Genomic DNA, 19,931 nt, shown 5'->3' with positions numbered 1-19,931 from the left:
TTACGTTGCATGAATCATGGGAAGTTAGCAACTGACTTTTGGTATTAAAAATCCTAAAATTCGTGATGCCGATAATATTTTCCCGTAAGCCAAACTAAAAGTATTCATTTCGTTTCTGATAAGGAAAATAATTACCCGCGACAGGTGTGGAAAATTCGCTGGCTGAAATAGCCTGCTCTTTGTTCTTATGCAGATTTATAAATAATCAGACGCCAGGACCGTTTTTCCTCTTCCCGTACGCTTGGCGTCATATAATGCCTTATCGGCACGCATCAGTATGGCAGAAGTATCCCGTTGCCCCTGACAGACTTCAACCACCCCGGCGCTGAAAGAGAGTACCAGCGTTTTATCGCCCACACGCAGCGGTTTTGAGATCAGCGCGGCACGCAGCCGGGAAGAGAGCAACGTAGCGGCCATACCATCCGTGTGCGCCAGCAGAAGAACAAACTCTTCGCCCCCCACCCGTCCCAGCGCCGACCCGGCCGGGCTCACCTCGCGAATACGGTCGCAAAAGTGGATCAATGCCGCATCGCCAACCTGATGTCCCCACCGATCGTTGATCTGCTTGAAATAATCGAGATCGAACATCAGGAGACAGAAGTGGCTACTGACATCCTGCGGCGAACTGGCTGCCAGCGCTATTTTGAGACGCTGTAAGATTGTCGAGCGATTCAGACAGCCCGTCAGATCGTCCGTGGTGGCTTTGACGGTCAGCTGCTGTTCTGCTTTTTTACGTTCGGTGATATCCAGGCCAATGTTGAGAATGGAGTTATCCGGCAAAAGGATGTTTGACCAGAGAATGGTTAACTGCGTCCCGTCTTTACGCACCGGGTGCCATTCGTACATATCCTTAAGTGGTGCGAAACGAACCGACTCCTGCACGCGCTGTCGCTCCTCAGGATCCGGGTAAAACAGGGCCAGCGGATCGGGATGCTCGCCGATTTCAGTCATACTCCAGCCAAAGACTTTTTCGCATTCGGCATTCCACAATACACACCGGTTATGCCTGTCAAAGGCGTTCATTAATACCGGAGCACGCTCAAATAAGGTTTTATATTGCGTGACGACGCGCTGCATTTCCTGCGCCGTTTTTTCCCGCACGATGATGTCATCAAAATAATCTTTTAGCTTCTCAACCAATACCACCACGATATTTTTCAATATCGGCAACGAGGTCAGTTTTTCATTAAAAGCCAAAAAGAAATAACCACTGCACTGTCTGCCATGCGCTGAGAATTTACACAGCACGCCGCTTTGCAGCCGCGCATAGCCTGGGTGCTGAGGGGAAAATACCGCCCGGCCAATATGCTCTTTCCAGTAGATCACCCGCCAGGCGCGGTGATGCCGCTGCAACAGGGTGCTGGCAAGAAAATCCGCCACGTTAAAGGCGTGACACGTCACGTCGCCGGCACAAACCACGCGCGGCCCGTCTGCGGATTCGACACTGACCCATGAGAGATTTGCCCCCAGTGCGCTGTTGATAATTTCCAGCATTTCAACCGGCGAACACTGCGCGTTGAGTTGCGGCATCAGCTTCGCCAGGGCATGCAGCGCCTGCATGCTGTCGTTAATAATCTCGCGTCTTTTTTCTTTCATTATCTTTTCGCAGGTCATTAATCGAGAGAGCAACCGCAATAATTCATATCTGAATAAAAGAATAAGACCACGAAATCCAAGAGCATGCCGAGTGTAAAACAAAGAATACAAAATCCAAAAAAGTCAATTAATTCAATGCGATGAATTATTTTTGCGGGTACATTTATTGTTCCACACAAGCATAATCCATAGATATACTGCTGTAAACGCTATACAGCCGATGGCGTTTTGCAAAGGTTTTACTATCTGGATGAAATAAAAATAAAAATTCCGACCAGACGTCGTTCTGAGCGACGACGATATATTTTCCCCGGCAATAATCCCACTTTTACCTCACGCGGATACTGGCGAATAAAACAGCAAATGTGATATAGTTCACACATCTTATGTAACGAGAAACATTGTTTCATTCCAGTTCGTCTGTTTTGTCGAGGATGGGTTTTATGGCAACCATTACCACCAGCATGGTGCTCCTGCGCTGGCCGTTGTTGAGCGCGGTTTTGATGTTCCTGGCCAGCACGTTAAACATTCAGTTTCGAAAGTCCGACTACGCAGGTCTTGCTGTGATTAGCACCCTGTTAGGGTTGGGCGCCGCATGCTGGTTCGCGACAGGTTTGCTTGGCATTACGCTGGTAGACATTGCCGCCGTCTGGGAAAACATTAAAGTGGTGATGGTTGAAGCCATGAGCCACACTCCGCCAGACTGGCCGATGGTGATTACCTGATAGCTTGTTATAAAAAACCCAGACATTGTCTGGGTTTTTTGTTTTTCACGCGTCTGGATATCAGAACGGGATATCGTCGTCGAAATCCATTGGCGGTTCGTTAGACGGTGCCGGAGCAGACTGCTGCTGCGGACGGGACTGCGCGCCGCCGCTGAACTGGTTGCCGCCCTGAGGCTGCTGAGGCTGACCCCAACCACCCTGCTGCTGATTCTGACCGCCACCTGCCGGTGCGCCACCGCCCTGACGGCCACCCAGCATCTGCATGGTGCCGCCAACGTTCACCACCACTTCCGTGGTGTATTTTTCCTGACCGGATTGATCGGTCCATTTGCGGGTACGCAGCTGGCCTTCGATATAGACCTGAGAACCCTTACGCAGATACTCACCGGCCACTTCAGCCAGTTTGCCAAACAGCACAACGCGGTGCCATTCGGTCTGCTCTTTCATTTCACCGGTCGCTTTATCACGCCAGGATTCGGAAGTAGCCAGCGTAATGTTGGCAACTGCGCCACCACTCGGCATGTAGCGTACTTCCGGGTCCTGGCCCAGATTACCGACGAGAATCACCTTGTTTACGCCTCTGCTGGCCATGTTCGTGTCTCCTGAATACGTTTCTTAATAGTGTAAACGCGCGAGTGTACCATTTCCATGCGACACTTTGATAGTTGCGTAGCACGTTCCAGAGTTCTCTCGCGGACTCGACATTGTTACACAGTGAATCAGAAAATGCATTCCAATACTGTATATTCAAACAGGTCATTTTGTGTCATAATTAGCCGTTTCTGACAGCCGTTTGTCCTTCAAACAAATCAGGCAATCCGTGTTCCAACCGGGAAAGGTGAATGGATAAGATCGAAGTTCGGGGCGCCCGCACCCATAATCTCAAGAATATCAACCTCATAATCCCTCGCGACAAACTCATCGTCGTGACCGGGCTTTCGGGGTCTGGCAAATCCTCACTGGCTTTCGACACTTTGTATGCCGAAGGACAGCGTCGTTACGTTGAATCGCTCTCGGCGTACGCGCGTCAGTTCCTGTCGCTGATGGAAAAACCGGATGTCGACCACATTGAAGGGTTGTCCCCTGCTATCTCCATTGAGCAGAAATCCACATCGCATAACCCGCGCTCCACGGTCGGTACCATTACCGAAATCCATGACTACCTGCGTCTGCTGTATGCGCGCGTGGGCGAGCCGCGCTGCCCGGATCACGATGTCCCGCTGGCGGCACAAACCGTGAGCCAGATGGTGGATAACGTGCTGTCGCAGCCGGAAGGCAAACGCCTGATGCTGCTGGCGCCGATCATTAAAGAGCGTAAGGGCGAGCACACCAAAACGCTGGAGAACCTGGCAAGCCAGGGCTATATCCGCGCCCGTATCGACGGTGAAGTGTGTGACCTGTCCGATCCGCCAAAGCTGGAGCTGCAAAAGAAACACACCATCGAAGTGGTGATTGACCGCTTTAAGGTACGTGAAGATCTGGCGACGCGTCTGGCGGAATCCTTTGAAACGGCGCTGGAACTCTCTGGCGGCACGGCGGTGGTGTCAGACATGGACGATGCAAAAGCGGAAGAGCTGCTCTTCTCCGCCAACTTCGCCTGCCCGATTTGCGGCTACAGCATGCGCGAGCTGGAACCGCGCCTGTTCTCGTTCAACAACCCGGCGGGCGCGTGCCCAACCTGTGACGGCCTGGGCGTTCAGCAGTATTTCGACCCGGACCGCGTGATCCAGAACCCGGAACTGTCGCTGGCGGGTGGCGCTATTCGCGGCTGGGATAAGCGTAATTTTTACTACTTCCAGATGCTGAAATCGCTGGCTGAGCACTATAAGTTCGACGTTGAAGCCCCGTGGGCGAGCCTGAGCGCGAACGTACATAAAGTAATCCTGTTCGGTTCCGGCAAAGAGAACATTGAGTTCAAGTACATGAACGATCGCGGTGACACTTCCGTGCGTCGCCACCCGTTCGAAGGGGTGCTGCACAACATGGAGCGCCGCTACAAAGAGACCGAATCCAGCGCGGTGCGCGAGGAGCTGGCGAAGTTCATCAGCAACCGCTCCTGCGCCACCTGCGAGGGTACACGTCTGCGTCGCGAAGCGCGTCACGTGTTTGTCGAAAACACGGCGCTGCCGACCATCTCAGACATGAGCATCGGCCACGCGATGGACTTCTTCAACAACCTGAAGCTCTCCGGACAGCGCGCGAAAATCGCTGAAAAAGTGCTGAAAGAGATCGGCGATCGCCTCAAGTTCCTCGTGAACGTCGGTCTGAACTACCTGACGCTTTCCCGCTCGGCTGAAACGCTGTCCGGCGGTGAAGCCCAGCGTATCCGTCTGGCGAGCCAGATTGGCGCGGGCTTAGTCGGCGTGATGTACGTGCTGGATGAGCCGTCTATCGGCCTGCACCAGCGCGACAACGAACGCCTGCTCGGCACGCTGGTTCACCTGCGTAACCTCGGCAACACGGTAATCGTGGTCGAGCACGACGAAGATGCGATCCGCGCCGCGGACCACGTCATCGACATCGGCCCGGGCGCAGGCGTACACGGCGGCCAGGTGGTCGCGGAAGGGACGCTGAAAGACATCATGGCGGTGCCCGAGTCGCTGACCGGCCAGTACATGAGCGGCAAGCGCAAAATTGAAGTGCCGAAACAGCGCGTGGCGGCGAACCCGGAAAAAGTGCTGAAGCTGACCGGCGCGCGCGGCAACAACCTGAAGGACGTGACCCTGACGCTGCCTGTCGGGCTGTTTACCTGCATCACCGGCGTGTCCGGTTCCGGTAAATCGACGCTGATCAACGATACGCTGTTCCCGATTGCGCAGACGGCGCTGAACGGCGCGACGCTGGCCGAGCCTGCGCCGTACCGCGACATTCAGGGGCTGGAGCATTTCGACAAGGTTATCGACATCGATCAGAGCCCGATTGGCCGTACGCCGCGTTCCAACCCGGCGACCTATACCGGCGTCTTTACGCCCGTACGTGAACTCTTTGCCGGCGTGCCGGAAGCGCGTTCACGCGGCTATACGCCAGGCCGTTTCAGCTTTAACGTGCGCGGCGGCCGCTGTGAAGCGTGCCAGGGCGACGGCGTAATCAAGGTTGAGATGCACTTCCTGCCGGATATCTACGTGCCGTGCGACCAGTGTAAAGGTAAGCGTTATAACCGCGAAACGCTGGAGATTAAGTACAAAGGCAAGACCATCCACGAAGTGCTGGATATGACCATCGAAGAGGCGCGCGAGTTCTTTGACGCCGTCCCTGCGCTGGCGCGTAAGCTGCAAACCCTCATGGATGTGGGTCTGACCTATATTCGTCTGGGGCAGTCAGCGACAACGCTGTCCGGCGGTGAAGCGCAGCGCGTGAAGCTGGCGCGTGAGCTGTCCAAACGCGGTACCGGTCAGACGCTGTATATTCTGGATGAGCCGACCACCGGCCTGCACTTTGCGGATATCCAGCAGCTGCTGGACGTGCTGCACCAGCTGCGCGATCAGGGCAACACCATCGTGGTGATTGAGCACAACCTGGACGTGATTAAAACCGCTGACTGGATTGTCGATCTCGGCCCGGAAGGCGGCAGCGGCGGCGGTGAAATCCTCGTCTCCGGTACGCCAGAGACCGTTGCAGAGTGCGAAGCCTCGCACACCGCGCGCTTCCTCAAACCGTTGCTGTAATCGTCACACGGAGAGCTGCTGTCGGATCGTTTCCGGCAGCAGTTCAACCGCCTGTAGATACGACGCATCCACCAGGTAGTAAATTTGCGAATCTGGTAGCGAGCCGTCGAGAAACACCGTACTCCAGTGCGCTTTATTCAGATGCTTACTTGGCCTGACATCATCGTGCTGCTGGCGCAGTAAGTCGGCCAGTTCCGGACTGGTTTTCAGTGATGCCGCAGGCCGCGCATCCACCTCTTTCACCATCGCGAACAGCACATCCCCCACTTTGATCTGCGTGGCTTTCCAGTCGCTGTGAACGCTTTGTTCCGCACCCGGCTTGCTCATGCAGTACTGAAGTATCTCCGAAATTGTCATCTTTATTCCCCTTGTAGCGTTGCGATAATTTTACGCGAACCACCGTGAATGCGATGTTCTCCCAGCCAGATCCCCTGCCACGTTCCCAGCTGTAGCCGTCCGTTGTGGACCGGCAGCATCAGCGAGACGCCCAGCAAAGAGGATTTGATGTGCGAAGGCATATCGTCCGCCCCCTCATAGTCATGCTCATAAGGCGCGTTGTCCGGGACGCTCTTCAGAAAATGGTGCTCCATGTCGGACCGGACGGTGGGATCGCAATTTTCATTGAGCGTGAGAGAAGCAGACGTGTGCTGAAGCAGCAGATGCAGCAAACCCGTTTTGACGCGCGACAGGTCGCGGATTTGCCCGATGACTTCGTCCGTCACAAGGTGAAATCCGCGTGGTTTTGCGCTTAAGGTCAGGGTCTGTTGATACCACATGTGCTGCTCCATTATGAAAGGTGAATCTTTCTAAGTGTGCAGCAAGAAAGCGAAAGGTAAAACCCGCGCAGCGAGATTTGCTTAAAAAAGCATTCACCCCGCCGTTAATGCGTCAGTATTCAGAGTTAACGATCACCTCTTCACCAAATTTTCCGGCCATCGGCAGCGGTCGGTAGGTGGAGTTCGAGGCGCGTAACACCCTGATGCCTCTGGCTCCCACGTCTTGCGCCGCGGTGATGTCGTTATCTGAATCCCCGTAGAACACTTTGATATTTTTCTTTTCCAGCCACTGGGTTTTGGTGTTTTGCCCTTCCTGGTCCCCGGCAAAAATGACCGGGTTCATGCTGGCCGCCGGGATCAGGAAATCATCCTGTAGCGTTTTCGAGACGGTTTCGGTTTTGGTCTGGCTACGTCCGGTCACGAAGTAAATGCTGTCGCCGCGCTTTACGTGCATGGCGATCAGCGCGCGGGCAACCTCTTTCGGGATACTGAACTCATCCCAGCCGTTGTTCATCTTTTCCCAGAATTCCGGGTTTTTCAGATAGGCTTCGCTGTCCGGGGAGTACGTTTTTTTGCCGCGCCAGAAACCGGGGCTGGAGAAGAGAACGGTATCGTCAATATCGAAGCCCACGGCTATCGGCGGGCGACCCGTCAGGCTATTTTCGATTTGTGCCACTGAAACCCAGTGAATGGGGGCCTGTTCGGCAAGAATGGCGGCGGTAGTGCCGGTGTAAAGCGGCGTGGGTGCAGAAGCCCGTGCAACAACGGCGCTATTAAGCGAGAACAATAAGCAGGCGGCGCTGAGCGCCAGTGTGATCTTGCGCATATTTTCCCCTGAATATTCAGTTTGTTATCTTTTTATTTTGAGCGGATGGTCAAAAAACTATCCGACCATAACCCCAGCGGTAGGGGAAGGAAAGGAGTTTTTACTTATGGAGCTGAATAAAAAGAAGACGATCACAAAGCGCAGAAGAAACGTGTAGGTCCGGGAAGCGAAGCGCCACCGGGCAATGACTGGCACCGGCGCGAACAAAAAAGCCGGGTGGCGGCTACGCCTTACCCGGCCTACATACAGTATGCAAGTAAGTGAATGCTTACATTACGGATGCAAACGCCTGCGCCACGCGCTGGACGTTACTGGCATTCAGACCCGCCACGCACATACGGCCGCTGGCGATCAGGTAGACACCGAACTCTTCGCGCAGGCGATCGACCTGCGCTGCGCTCAGTCCGGTGTAGCTGAACATCCCGCGTTGCTTGAGAAGATAATCAAAGTTATGCCCAGGCACGGCCTCTTTCAGGACGTTAACCAGCTCCTGACGCATCGACAGGATGCGCTTACGCATCGCTTCCACTTCAGCAAGCCAGGACGCTTTCAGCGTTTCGTCACCGAGAACTGTCGCCACCACCTGCGCACCAAAGTTCGGCGGGCTGGAGTAGATCCGGCGGACCGTCGCTTTCAGCTGACCGAGTACGCGTCCCGCGGCTTCGGCGTCTTCACACACCACGGACAGGCCGCCAACGCGCTCGCCGTACAGGGAGAAGATTTTTGAGAACGAGTTGCTGACCAGAGCGGGAAGCCCCGCGCTGGCAATCGCGCGAATGGCGTAGGCGTCTTCCTCCATGCCCGCGCCAAAGCCCTGATAGGCGATGTCGAGGAACGGGATCAGGTTACGCGCCTTCAGTATCTCGATCACCGCATCCCACTGGGCATTGGTGAGGTCCGCACCGGTCGGATTATGGCAGCACGGATGCAGCAATACGATACTGCGCTCCGGCAGGGTGTTCAGTTTTTCCAGCAGCGCATCAACGCGCACGCCGTTGGTTTCGCTGTCGAACCACGGATAGGTCGCCACCTTAAAGCCCGCGCCCTCGAAGATCGCAACGTGGTTTTCCCACGTCGGGTCGCTGACCCACACGCCGGAATCCGGGAAGTACTTTTTCAGGAAATCTGCGCCTACCTTCAGCGCACCCGAGCCACCCAGCGTCTGGATAGTCGCCACGCGCTTTTGCGCGAGCACCGCGTGGTCCGCACCAAACAGCAGCGGCGCGATAGTGTTGCGGTAGGTGTTTAATCCTTCCATCGGCAGATAAAGCGAAGCACCGTGCGGGGTTGCGTTCAGACGCGCTTCAGCTTCGGCAACGGCTTTCAACTGAGGAATGATGCCGTCTTCGTTGTAGTAAAGACCAATGCTGAGGTTCACTTTGTCGCTGCGAGGATCTTCTTTGAAACGCTCCATCAAGGAGAGGATAGGGTCGCCGGCGTAGGCGTCTACTTTCTGAAACACGCGATGTTCTCCGGATTATTATGAGGCAGGGCATTCAACAATAAACCGGAAGCGGAAGAAGATCGAGGGGATGTTAACAGAAGCGGGATGCATCTCATCCCGCTCATGCTTAGTCGACGTATTTCATTGCGACCCTTGAGGTAAGGCGCGTGATAAGTTCGTAAGCACTCACTTTTGTTATTTCAGCAATACGCTCTACCGGCAGGCCTTCACCCCACATCACCGCATCGTCCCCCGCTTTATCCTGCGCGTCGGGCCCAAGATCAACACAAATCATGTCCATCGCCACGCGACCGACAATCTTGACTTCGCGTCCATTGACCAGCACCGGCGTCCCCGTTGGCGCGGCGCGGGGATAGCCGTCGCCGTAACCCATCGCCACCACGCCAAGACGCGTGTCGTGCTCGCTGGTCCAGGTGCCGCCGTAACCCACCGGCTCTCCCGCTTTGTGCTCACGCACGGCAATCAGCTTTGAAACCAGCGACATAACCGGCTTAAAGCCAAAGTCCGGCCCCCAGGGTTTGTTCTCCAGCGGCGAAACGCCATAAAGAATGATGCCTGGACGCGCCCAGTCGAAGTGCGACTGCGGCCATAGCAGGATCCCGCCGGACGCCGCAATGGAGCGCATCCCCGGTTTGCCTTCGCAGAAGGTGTTGAAGATATCAAGCTGCTGTTCCGTTGCGCCGCATTCAGGCTCATCGGCGCGGGCAAAGTGGCTGACGATATTCACTGGCTGACGCACATTTTTGCACTGACTCAGACGCTGATAAAACGCCTCCGCGCTTTCCGGCCGCACGCCCAGACGGTGCATGCCCGTGTCGAGCTTCATCCAGACGGTGACCGGCTCGCTCAGTTCAGCCGTTTCCAGCGCGGCCAGCTGTTCTTCGTTATGCACCGCCGTGTGCAGGTGCTGATCGGCAATGGTCGGCAGGTCCGAGGCTTCAAAAAAGCCTTCCAGGAGCAGTATCGGTTGCGTAATTCCACCTGCGCGCAGGTGGAGAGCTTCTTCGAGACGGGCGACGCCAAAAGCGTCGGCATCGGGGAGCGTTCGCGCGGTCTCAAGAAGACCGTGTCCGTAAGCGTTCGCTTTCACGACTGCAACGAGCTTACTGGCGGGCGCCAGTTCTCGCAGACGTTGCAGGTTGTGTCGCAGAGCGCGGCGGTTAATAACAACAGTTGCCGCTTGCATTTGAATTCCTTAGAAATTACTCATCATCATATTGAGGACCGGCATAGTTGTCGAAACGCGACCACTGGCCGTTAAAGGTCAGACGTACCGTACCGATGGGGCCGTTACGTTGCTTACCAATAATAATTTCGGCGATCCCTTTCAGATCGCTGTTCTCGTGATAAACCTCATCACGGTAGATGAACATGATTAAGTCGGCATCCTGCTCGATGGAGCCGGATTCACGCAGGTCGGAGTTGACCGGGCGCTTGTCTGCACGTTGTTCCAGAGAGCGGTTAAGCTGCGATAGCGCCACCACCGGCACGTGCAGCTCTTTGGCTAACGCCTTGAGCGAGCGGGAAATCTCGGCAATCTCCAGCGTACGATTGTCGGAAAGCGACGGAACGCGCATCAGCTGAAGGTAGTCGATCATGATGAGGCCGATACCACCGTGTTCACGGGCGATACGGCGCGCGCGGGAGCGCACTTCCGTCGGCGTCAGGCCGGAGGAGTCATCGATATAGATGTTCCGTTTTTCCAGCAAAATCCCCATGGTGCCGGAGATCCGCGCCCAGTCCTCATCGTCCAGCTGACCGGTACGGATGCGGGTCTGATCCACGCGCGACAGGGACGCCAGAGAACGCATCATGATCTGTTCAGAGGGCATCTCAAGACTGAAGATAAGCACCGGCTTATCCTGCAACATCGCCGCGTTTTCGACGAGGTTCATTGCAAATGTCGTTTTACCCATCGACGGACGCGCCGCGACGATAATCAAATCCGATGGCTGAAGACCTGCCGTTTTCTTGTTGAGATCGTCATAACCGGTGTTCACCCCCGTCACGCCATCGTGCGGCTGCTGGAAAAGCTGCTCAATACGCGCAACGGTGGCGTCGAGCACGTCGGCGATGTTTTTCGGGCCTTCGTCTTTGTTCGCCCGGCTTTCGGCGATTTTAAAGACGCGGGATTCCGCCAGGTCGAGCAGATCTTCGCTGGTGCGCCCCTGGGGATCGAAACCAGCCTCGGCGATCTCATTCGCCACCGAGATCATCTCGCGGACAACGGCACGTTCACGAACGATATCAGCGTAAGCGCTGATGTTCGCGGCACTTGGCGTGTTTTTTGACAGTTCTGCCAGATAGGCAAATCCGCCGACGCTGTCGAGCTGTCCCAGACGCTCCAGCGATTCTGCGAGCGTAATCAGGTCGATAGGGCTGCCCGACTCCTGCAAACGCGCCATTTCCGTAAAGATATGGCGGTGCGGGCGGGTATAGAAGTCTTCCGCGACAACACGCTCGGCGACGTCGTCCCAGCGTTCGTTATCCAGCATTAAACCGCCCAACACCGACTGTTCCGCTTCAATCGAGTGCGGCGGGACTTTTAACCCGGCGACCTGATAATCACGCTCACGAGGTTCAGTCTGTTTGTTGAAGGGTTTGTTTCCTGCCATAGTGAATGGAGTTACCGAGATAAAGAGTGGGTCGAAAGATTACCACATTCTGGAGGAAGCATGGCAACACGTATTGAATTTCACAAGCATGGTGGCCCTGACGTACTCAAAGCGGTGGAATTTACCCCCGCTGCGCCTGGCGAGAACGAAATCCAGGTGGAAAACAAAGCGATCGGCATTAACTACATCGATACCTATATTCGCGGCGGCCTCTATCCGCCTCCGTCGATGCCGAGCGGACTGGGCACCGAGGCGGCCGGTATCGTCAGCAAAGTGGGCAGCGCGGTTAAGCACATTAAGGAAGGCGATCGCGTGGTGTACGCGCAGTCGGCGCTGGGCGCTTACAGCTCCATCCATAACGTTCCGGCCGAGAAAGCGGCGCTTCTGCCAAATGCGATCGGCTTCGAGCAGGCTGCCGCCTCATTCCTGAAAGGGCTGACGGTTTATTATCTGCTGCGCAAAACCTACGAAATTAAGCCTGACGAGCAGTTCCTGTTTCACGCAGCCGCAGGTGGCGTGGGGCTGATTGCCTGCCAGTGGGCGAAAGCCCTGGGCGCGAAGCTGATCGGCACCACAGGCAGCGCGCAAAAAGCGCAGCGCGCGCTGGACGCGGGCGCATGGCAGGTGATCAACTACCGGGAAGAGAGCATCGTTGAGCGGCTGAAAGAGATCACTGGCGGCAAAAAGGTCCGCGTGGTGTATGACTCGGTGGGGAAAGACACCTGGGAATCTTCGCTGGACTGCCTGCAACGTCGCGGGCTGATGGTGAGCTTCGGTAACGCCTCCGGGGCAGTCACCGGCGTCAACCTGGGCATTCTGAATCAGAAAGGGTCGCTATATGTCACTCGCCCTTCCCTGCAAGGTTACATCACCAACCGGGAAGAACTTGAGGAAGCCAGCAACGAGCTGTTCTCGCTGATCGCCAGTGGGGTAATTAAAGTGGATGTGGCAGAGGCGCAGAAATATCCGCTGACCGATGCGCAGCGCGCGCATGAGGTGCTGGAGAGCCGGGCAACGCAGGGATCAAGTCTGTTAATTCCCTGAGCCATAAAAAGAAATTGGGCTTCCCGTGGGAAGCCCTTTCTTTTTTTAGTTCGGCTGTATGTAGGGTACAGCTCGATGAATTCTTTAGCGGCAGCCATAGTGACAGATTCGATAAGTAAATCCTATTCTGTTCTAAGGATTGCTGCCGGAAAAGTTGCAGGTATGTGACGTACACCTCAATACCTTAGTAACGGAAGCGGTTATTACGCTGATAAGTGGGCAGTTTTGGTGATTTAATCGCCCGTATCGCCCATACCACCGCAATCGCCAGAAGTAACCACGGCAAGAGTTTAATCGTCAGGGCAAATAAACCGCCAACAAACATCACCACCGTGGCCACGACGAGCGCGGCCAGGATACCGAGCAGCGATACGCCCGTGACCATCAGCATGATAAAGAAGCCAATCACAAAAAGTAGTTCCAGCATGGTGCTCTCCCACGAGTTCCCGAATGATGCTGCGATCGTTACAAGAAACATGCCAAAAATAAGTCGTTGTTCTGAAAGCAAAACGCCCCGCAATGTGTTGCAGGGCGTGGCGTATTTGACCATCTTTTAGCGAAATTTAACGTTTATCCGCAACCAGACGCAGCGCGTGTTCCAGGACCTCAATATCCGCACCGGCCTTATGCGCGTTTTCGCTGAGATAACGACGCCACTGCCGCGCACCAGGAATGCCCTGGAACAGGCCAAGCATATGGCGGGTAATGTGGCCCAGATACGTACCATGACTCAGCTCGCGCTCAATGTACGGATACATGGCGCGCACTACTGCCACGGGATCGGTGTCAGCACCGTCAACGCCAAAGATTTCCCGGTCAACCGTCGCCAGAATGCCCGGATTCTGATACGCCTCGCGTCCGACCATCACGCCATCCATATGTTCGAGATGCGCTTTGGCCTCGTCCAGCGACGTAATACCGCCGTTGATCGACATGGTCAGGTGCGGGAAGTCGCGTTTTAGCTGGTACACGCGCGGGTAGTCCAGCGGCGGGATCTCGCGGTTTTCTTTCGGGCTGAGGCCAGAGAGCCAGGCTTTACGGGCGTGGATGATAAACATCTCGCATTCACCCTTCCCTGATACGGTGTTGATGAAATCACACAGAAACTCGTAGCTGTCCTGGTCGTCTATGCCGATACGGGTTTTGACCGTAACCGGGATAGAGACGACGTCGCGCATCGCTTTGATACAGTCCGCCACCAGATGTGCATTACCCATCAGACACGCGCCGAACATACCGTTTTGCACACGGTCGGACGGGCAACCGACGTTGAGGTTAATCTCGTCATAGCCGCGTTCTTCAGCCAGCTTCGCGCACTGCGCCAGCGCAGCCGGATCGCTGCCACCCAGTTGCAGCGCAACCGGATGCTCCTCTTCGCTGTACGCCAGATAATCGCCCTTGCCGTGAATAATTGCGCCGGTAGTGACCATTTCGGTGTACAGCAGCGTATGGCGGGAGAGCTGACGCAGGAAATAGCGGCAGTGTCTGTCCGTCCAGTCGAGCATTGGCGCAATGGAGAAACGGTGTGCAGGGAAAGCGGTCTGGAATTCTGACGACATGGCGAAGTTTTAAGCATCTGGTGGAAAAGGGGCGCTACTATAGCACAAAGAAAAGCCGGAGGCGCAGCGCCTCCGGTGTACTTTAGAACGTCATGCTCAACTGTGCCCCTGCGCCCCAGGTCTCGTCTTCGCCATAAAGCCCCATCAGGTCAACGTGGACGGAGTTGAACGGCGCGAAACCGACACCGCCGGTAAAGACGTTGCTGTCGTTCCCTTTCATATCCGCACGATAACCGGCGCGTACTGCCAGCCAGCTCAGTGGCGTGACTTCGGCACCAACGCCAACGTACTGGGAGGTGTCTTCGCTTTTAAAGCCCTTGGTTTCGGTCAGATCGCCGTCTGCGGTCAACGTGACCAGATCGTTGTGCCAGGCGGCCCCGGCAGTGACCAGCGGACGGATCTGATAGGTGTCTTTATAACTCACCACCTCTCCCGTACGCCCGTTGCGGATGCGGATATCTTTGGTATCGATATCGCGCGACATCAGGTTTTGTCCGCTCACGCCGACCGTCCAGTTTTCACCGAAATCAGCAGCAATGCCGGCATCGACGTTGAAGCCAGTGTCGTCGGTACGGTAGCGGCTGTCGTTCCACTTATTACTGTCGTAATCGTAGATTGAGGTGGTGTAGTTATAGAGCCAGGTTTTTTGCAGCTTCGGCGTGACGCCAACGGAAACCGGAACGCCGCCAAGATCGAACTGACGGGCCACCGCAATACCGTAGTCGGATACAATCGCCGCCCGACCAGACGCCGTAGAGTTAAGGTTTTTGGTGATCTGATCGGTGCCGTTTAGCGCGGCATCCAGCGCCACACCGGCAGCCACCGCATCGCTTCGTTGTATACCGCGCAGATAATCAATGTCCTGCTGATCGATTGAAGAGCTGACCCGGCCATGGGCATAGCCTTTTGCCATAAAGGCCACGGAAAGAACATCGTTAGGGATACTGACGGCAATCCCTGCCCCAGCGGTGGCGTGTGCGGTCTTGCCTTTCAGGTAGTCCAGTTCATCAGCGAGATCTTTCGCTGCGCCCTGGAACTGATTGATCGAACCTAATGGATTGGTGATAACTTCAATGGGGGTCAGACTATCAACCACATCCTTGTAATGATTGATTTTGTCATTAATGGTATCAATCTCGTCCTGAAGATTGTCTTCATCGGTCACCTGTACGCCAACGGACGGCAAAATAACCGTCACATCATCCTCGGGCTTAGATTTTGCCAGTAACGCGGGGTTGATTAACGCCCCGCTGCCATAGCTCCCTGCCGCGACACCCGTTCCGCCCATTGCGTCGCTACGCGCTTCCGTCCAGGTATTGGCTGCTCCCGCCTGATTTGCCATAAAAAAGGAGACAGCGATGCTAACCATCGAAAATTTAAAATGTTTTTTCACAGTGTGCTCGTAAATAGTTTGTTATTAGTTAACCCTGTCTGTTATCACCCAAACAGGAACGAACTATTGCTGTGAATAAGTGCAAAAAGACCCGCTATTTCCTTAAGTTAAATTCCATCCCGGCCTGTTGTAATATGTGACGACCATCAATATTTATAGAAGAGGAAATTATTTTCGCCCAGGTTTTCCATCGTGCGGCCCAAAAAACTGAGGCGGATGGTCGACCCAGCGGTCTTCGCGCGTCGCGGCATACACCGGATTGAGCGGATAGTAGATGCGGTTATGTTTTTTATTGGCCTCACCCACCACCAGTAAGCGCACCTCTTCATCGGTATTGTTGATAAAGGTGTGACACACGCCCGTCCCGGCTGGAAATCCCACGCTGTCTCCGGGTTCGAGCTTCCATAAATAGCCATTGATCCAGGCCTCAGGGTAACCCTCCAGAACGTAAACAAACTCCTCTTCGTCGCTTTCCGCATGCGGATAAGACGTACGGCGTCCGGGTGGCAGCCGTTCATGGTGAATACCAATGCGGCCGAGACCCAGCCTGCGGGCCAGCGGCGCGCCAACAGAAAAACGTTCGTTGCTGTCAGGATACGTTGCGTCATCAGCGCCTTCCACGTCCCGCCAGTGCCGAATACAGTCAGGTCTTTTCATTTTGCGATCTCCTGATTTGCGATGCGTCAGGTATAGCACAGCCTGGCGGATCTCGGTGTTTTTAGCAGAACATGATAAAGTGAATGTTTTCACCCCTTACCATATCCGAGGTGCCCGATGGACAAGTCCACAAAAGAGCTGTTAGCGCAAGCTGAAAAGCTGTGCGCGCAACGCAATGTGCGCCTGACCCCGCAGCGCCTTGAGGTACTGCGTCTGATGAGCCTGCAACAGGGCGCCATCAGCGCCTACGATCTGCTCGATCTGCTGCGTGAAAGCGAGCCGCAGGCAAAACCGCCGACCGTTTATCGGGCGCTGGATTTTCTGCTGGAGCAAGGGTTTGTGCATAAAGTGGAATCAACAAACAGCTATGTGCTGTGCCATCTTTTTGACCAGCCAACTCACACGTCCGCCATGTTTATCTGCGATCGCTGTGGTGTGGTGAAGGAAGAGTGTGCGGAAGGTGTGGAAGATATTATGCATACGCTGGCAGCCAGAATGGGCTTTGCGCTGCGCCATAACGTGATTGAAGCCCACGGCTTATGTTCTGCCTGCGTGGAGGTGGAGTCATGCCGCCATCAGGATGCCTGTCAGCACGATCACTCTATCCTGGTGAAGAAAAAGCCGCGTTAAAGCCAAAGAAAAAGGCGGCTCAGGGCCGCCCTTGGGGATAGTGCCGGTTACCAGCGGTAGTCGTTACGGGTTTCCCAGTCTTTGACTTCATTTTCCGCCTGATCTTTTTCGTAACCGTAGCGCTCCTGGATTTTACCTACCAGCTGATCGCGCTTACCTTCAATGACGGTCATATCGTCATCTGTCAGCTTACCCCACTGTTCTTTCGCTTTACCTTTGAATTGCTTCCAGTTGCCGCCGATTTCGTCTTTATTCATAATCGTGTCCTCGTGTTAAGCGTCTATGAGTATCGTCCGCTTCGTTCTTTTCTGCTGGACGTGATTATTATTGTAGTTAAGGATTCGGCAGTTGTTTTTATATTCGGAATCTTTAACCGTTACGATATATCGTGCGGGGCTGGAAACCAGGTATTGTTTCGCCAGTGACGATGCCAGATAACGGCCAGCGAAAGGCCACGCAGTGAGAGAAACACCGCCAGCGCCAGCCACAGACCATGATTGCCGAGATACGGCAGGGTTAGCAGCGTCAGGCCGAACCCCGCCGCCGCGACGGCCATGCTGTTGCGCATCTCCACCCCTCGCGTCGCACCAATAAACATGCCGTCCAGCAAATAGCACCACACGCCCACCACCGGTAATACTACCTGCCAGAGGATGTAGCGATCGGCCAGCTCACGTAGCGCGGGCAACGAGGTGAGTAGCGCGACAATATGCCCACCAAAACAGGCGTACACCAGAGCAAAGACCAGCGCTACCAGGCCCGCCTGACGACAGGCAGCACGCCAGACTTCACGTAACTGGCCGCTTTCACGCGCGCCATAGGCCTGCCCTGAATGCGCCTCCACGGCGTAAGCAAAACCATCCAGCGCGTAAGCGGTAAAGGTCAGTAATGTCATAAGCACTGCGTTGACGGCAACGATCTCAGGCCCAAGACGCGCACCAAAAACGGTTAATGCACCAAAGCAGAGTTGCAGCAGAAGCGAACGGAGCATGATGTCGCGATTAAGCGCCAGCAGCTTACGAATGTTGCCGCGCCAGGCCGATTTCAGCAGAACCAGGGTGATACCGCGCATCGCCAGCACGCGCCAGACCATCCCCAAACCGATCAGCAGCGTACCGTACTCGGCAATCGCCGTGGCCAGCGCCGCGCCCCGGACGTTCATGTGCAGCCCCATCACCAGCCAGAGATCGAGCACAATGTTAAGCAGGTTGCCCACCACCAGTAGGATCACCGGCGCGCGGGCGTACTGCACGCCCAGCAGCCAGCCCAGCAGGACCAGGTTTGCCAGTGAAGCGGGCGCGCTGAGCCAGCGAATTTCGAGGAACCGCCGGGCCTGTTCCAGTACGGCATCGCTGCCACCTACAATATGGAGCGCAAGATCAATCAGCGGCGTACGCAACAGAACGATTAACGCGCCGGCACCGAATGCCAGAATGAGCGGCTGAACCAGCGCACGCGCCAGACGCAGAGGATCTTTTGCACCATACGCCTGGGCCGTCAGGCCTGTCGTACTCATGCGCAGAAAAAGCAGCAGCATAAAGAGGAAGCTGGTCGCCGTTGCGCCGATCGCGACGCCGCCAAGATAAATCGGCGAATCGAGATGCCCGATAACCGCCGTATCCACCAGCCCCAGCAGAGGAACGGTAATATTGGAAAAAATCATCGGTAGCGCAAGACGCCACAACGCCTTATCGGCAGAAGTTAGCAATGCCATGGAAATTACCGGAATCAGAAAACAGGCCAGGCTGTAGAGGAACTACAGCCTGTCAGGAAGAGATTACAGCCATTCACCGTTGCGGATAACGCCGACCGCCAGTCCTTCAATAGAGAAGCTCTGCTCGCGGAGATCCACCACAATCGGGGAGAATTCATTGTTTTCAGGCAGAAGCTGCACGGTATTGCCTTGTTTTTTCAGGCGCTTAACCGTCACTTCATCATCAATGCGCGCCACCACGACTTGCCCGTTACGCACATCCTGCGTTTTGTGTACCGCCAGCAGATCGCCATCCAGAATACCGATATCTTTCATGGACATTCCGCTAACGCGCAGCAGGAAATCGGCGCTCGGCTTGAACATGCCTGGGTCAACCTGATAGTGCCCTTCGATGTGCTGCTGCGCCAGCAGAGGTTCACCTGCGGCAACGCGGCCCACCAGTGGAATACCGCTCTCTTCTTCCACAAGCAGACGAATGCCGCGTGAGGCGCCGGAAACAATCTCAATCACGCCCTTACGCGCCAGCGCTTTAAGGTGCTCTTCGGCAGCATTAGGAGAACGGAAGCCCAGACGCTGCGCAATTTCTGCACGCGTGGGTGGCATACCCGTCTGGCCGATATGATCCCGAATGAGATCAAACACCTCTTGCTGCCTGGTCGTTAACGCTTTCATACCGCCCCCTGGGTGTATATACAGTTATGCTGTGAGTATATACAGTCAAAGGCGATTTTGGAACCAAAAACTGCACAAAAAACCAGGGACTTAATTATTCCTCGAGGCTCATCGGAAATGCGACCAAAGCAGCGTGACCCAGGTGATCGCCGCAGTGATAATCGCCAGCAGTACGGCAGCGGAACCCATGTCTTTCGCCCGGCCAGACAGTTCATGGAATTCCGACCCGATTCGGTCAACAACGGCCTCAATAGCGCTATTCAGAATTTCCACTATCATCACCAGAAGGACAGATCCGATGAGCAGTACGCGGGTGATAGCATCAACATCAAGGAAGCAGGCGATGACAACGGCAACGATTGCGGCAACCGCTTCCTGGCGGAAAGCGGCTTCATTAACCCATGCCGCGCGGAAACCTTTCCATGAATAACCGGCAGCTTTAATGATTCGAGTTAACCCAGTGATATTATTGGCCATTAAAAGAACCTTTTATGATAAATAGCGTCTGTAACTAAAGCCGCAGCGCGTTTTGCTGCAACCTGAAGTATGACGGGTAACAACAGAAATTTTGCGCGCTTTCTGTTATCCTTGCGC

General features: G+C 55.1%; 20 protein-coding genes. 4 read left to right on the top strand and 16 right to left on the bottom strand.

Annotated elements, in window-relative coordinates:
• Nucleotides 1-195: 195 nt before the first annotated feature.
• Complete coding sequence (locus L379_RS21040) at nt 196-1,596, bottom strand: sensor domain-containing diguanylate cyclase (RefSeq protein ID WP_032103688.1); 1,401 nt, start codon at nt 1,594-1,596, stop codon at nt 196-198.
• A gap of 443 nt (nt 1,597-2,039) precedes the next feature.
• Here L379_RS21040 and L379_RS21045 point away from each other — a divergent pair, with 443 nt between their 5' ends.
• Nucleotides 2,040-2,321: a YjcB family protein gene (locus L379_RS21045; protein WP_003860282.1), complete on the top strand. Its 282-nt coding sequence runs from the start codon at nt 2,040-2,042 to the stop codon at nt 2,319-2,321.
• A 60-nt stretch (nt 2,322-2,381) separates the two neighbouring features.
• Here L379_RS21045 and ssb1 read toward each other — a convergent pair whose 3' ends face one another.
• Nucleotides 2,382-2,912, bottom strand: coding sequence for a single-stranded DNA-binding protein SSB1 (ssb1, locus tag L379_RS21050; RefSeq protein ID WP_006810470.1), 531 nt, complete (start codon nt 2,910-2,912; stop codon nt 2,382-2,384).
• A gap of 251 nt (nt 2,913-3,163) precedes the next feature.
• On the opposite strand from ssb1, the gene uvrA reads away from it, so the two are divergent.
• On the top strand, nt 3,164-5,986 hold the full coding sequence (gene uvrA, locus L379_RS21055; protein ID WP_003860287.1) for an excinuclease ABC subunit UvrA: 2,823 nt from the start codon (nt 3,164-3,166) through the stop codon (nt 5,984-5,986).
• Between the two features lie 3 nt (nt 5,987-5,989).
• Here uvrA and L379_RS21060 read toward each other — a convergent pair whose 3' ends face one another.
• The 6 genes from L379_RS21060 to dnaB all read right to left on the bottom strand — a co-directional run bounded on the left by L379_RS21060 (nt 5,990) and on the right by dnaB (nt 11,668).
• A complete protein-coding gene (locus tag L379_RS21060) occupies nt 5,990-6,343 on the bottom strand; it encodes an MmcQ/YjbR family DNA-binding protein (RefSeq protein ID WP_017382628.1) in 354 nt (117 codons plus the stop codon).
• 2 nt (nt 6,344-6,345) lie between these two features.
• Nucleotides 6,346-6,762, bottom strand: a complete 417-nt coding sequence (locus L379_RS21065; RefSeq protein WP_017382627.1) for a secondary thiamine-phosphate synthase enzyme YjbQ — start codon at nt 6,760-6,762, stop codon at nt 6,346-6,348.
• A 112-nt stretch (nt 6,763-6,874) separates the two neighbouring features.
• Complete coding sequence (gene aphA / locus L379_RS21070; RefSeq protein WP_017382626.1) at nt 6,875-7,588, bottom strand: acid phosphatase AphA; 714 nt, start codon at nt 7,586-7,588, stop codon at nt 6,875-6,877.
• 268 nt (nt 7,589-7,856) lie between these two features.
• Entirely contained in the window at nt 7,857-9,050 is a 1,194-nt protein-coding gene (gene tyrB, locus L379_RS21075) for an aromatic amino acid transaminase (RefSeq protein ID WP_017382625.1), read from the bottom strand.
• Between the two features lie 109 nt (nt 9,051-9,159).
• Entirely contained in the window at nt 9,160-10,239 is a 1,080-nt protein-coding gene (gene alr / locus L379_RS21080; protein WP_032652211.1) for an alanine racemase, read from the bottom strand.
• 16 nt (nt 10,240-10,255) lie between these two features.
• Nucleotides 10,256-11,668 (bottom strand): replicative DNA helicase, encoded by a 1,413-nt coding sequence (gene dnaB / locus L379_RS21085; RefSeq protein ID WP_003860298.1) that lies wholly within the window; start codon nt 11,666-11,668, stop codon nt 10,256-10,258.
• A 60-nt stretch (nt 11,669-11,728) separates the two neighbouring features.
• On the opposite strand from dnaB, the gene L379_RS21090 reads away from it, so the two are divergent.
• Nucleotides 11,729-12,712 (top strand): quinone oxidoreductase, encoded by a 984-nt coding sequence (locus L379_RS21090; protein ID WP_003860300.1) that lies wholly within the window; start codon nt 11,729-11,731, stop codon nt 12,710-12,712.
• A gap of 184 nt (nt 12,713-12,896) precedes the next feature.
• Here L379_RS21090 and pspG read toward each other — a convergent pair whose 3' ends face one another.
• The 4 genes from pspG to L379_RS21110 all read right to left on the bottom strand — a co-directional run bounded on the left by pspG (nt 12,897) and on the right by L379_RS21110 (nt 16,321).
• Nucleotides 12,897-13,139 (bottom strand): envelope stress response protein PspG, encoded by a 243-nt coding sequence (gene pspG, locus L379_RS21095; protein ID WP_017382623.1) that lies wholly within the window; start codon nt 13,137-13,139, stop codon nt 12,897-12,899.
• Nucleotides 13,140-13,275: 136 nt separating this feature from the next.
• Nucleotides 13,276-14,271, bottom strand: coding sequence for a tRNA dihydrouridine(20/20a) synthase DusA (gene dusA / locus L379_RS21100; RefSeq protein ID WP_015570180.1), 996 nt, complete (start codon nt 14,269-14,271; stop codon nt 13,276-13,278).
• An 82-nt stretch (nt 14,272-14,353) separates the two neighbouring features.
• Nucleotides 14,354-15,640, bottom strand: coding sequence for a conjugal transfer protein TraF (gene traF, locus L379_RS21105; protein WP_176601513.1), 1,287 nt, complete (start codon nt 15,638-15,640; stop codon nt 14,354-14,356).
• Nucleotides 15,641-15,832: 192 nt separating this feature from the next.
• The gene (locus L379_RS21110) at nt 15,833-16,321 is read right to left on the bottom strand and encodes a cupin domain-containing protein (RefSeq protein ID WP_017382621.1); all 489 of its coding nucleotides are present in this window, start codon (nt 16,319-16,321) and stop codon (nt 15,833-15,835) included.
• Nucleotides 16,322-16,438: 117 nt separating this feature from the next.
• Here L379_RS21110 and zur point away from each other — a divergent pair, with 117 nt between their 5' ends.
• The gene (zur, locus tag L379_RS21115; RefSeq protein ID WP_006810484.1) at nt 16,439-16,951 is read left to right on the top strand and encodes a zinc uptake transcriptional repressor Zur; all 513 of its coding nucleotides are present in this window, start codon (nt 16,439-16,441) and stop codon (nt 16,949-16,951) included.
• A 47-nt stretch (nt 16,952-16,998) separates the two neighbouring features.
• Here the strand turns inward: zur and L379_RS21120 are convergent, their stop codons facing one another.
• The 4 genes from L379_RS21120 to L379_RS0123785 all read right to left on the bottom strand — a co-directional run bounded on the left by L379_RS21120 (nt 16,999) and on the right by L379_RS0123785 (nt 19,814).
• A complete protein-coding gene (locus L379_RS21120) occupies nt 16,999-17,208 on the bottom strand; it encodes a CsbD family protein (protein WP_003860314.1) in 210 nt (69 codons plus the stop codon).
• A 119-nt stretch (nt 17,209-17,327) separates the two neighbouring features.
• Nucleotides 17,328-18,665 (bottom strand): MATE family efflux transporter DinF, encoded by a 1,338-nt coding sequence (gene dinF / locus L379_RS21125; protein WP_032652210.1) that lies wholly within the window; start codon nt 18,663-18,665, stop codon nt 17,328-17,330.
• Nucleotides 18,666-18,728: 63 nt separating this feature from the next.
• A complete protein-coding gene (gene lexA, locus L379_RS21130) occupies nt 18,729-19,337 on the bottom strand; it encodes a transcriptional repressor LexA (RefSeq protein ID WP_003860318.1) in 609 nt (202 codons plus the stop codon).
• Between the two features lie 108 nt (nt 19,338-19,445).
• Nucleotides 19,446-19,814, bottom strand: coding sequence for a diacylglycerol kinase (locus tag L379_RS0123785; protein ID WP_032652208.1), 369 nt, complete (start codon nt 19,812-19,814; stop codon nt 19,446-19,448).
• Between the last annotated feature and the right edge of the window lie 117 nt (nt 19,815-19,931).

Origin of the sequence: Enterobacter sp. MGH 33, from assembly GCF_000534535.1 — a bacterium.
In the GTDB taxonomy this organism is placed as follows: Bacteria; Pseudomonadota; Gammaproteobacteria; order Enterobacterales; family Enterobacteriaceae; genus Enterobacter; species Enterobacter hormaechei_C.
The sequence above is the reverse complement of the archived record's forward strand: the minus strand, read 5'-3'. Positions and strand labels throughout refer to the sequence as shown.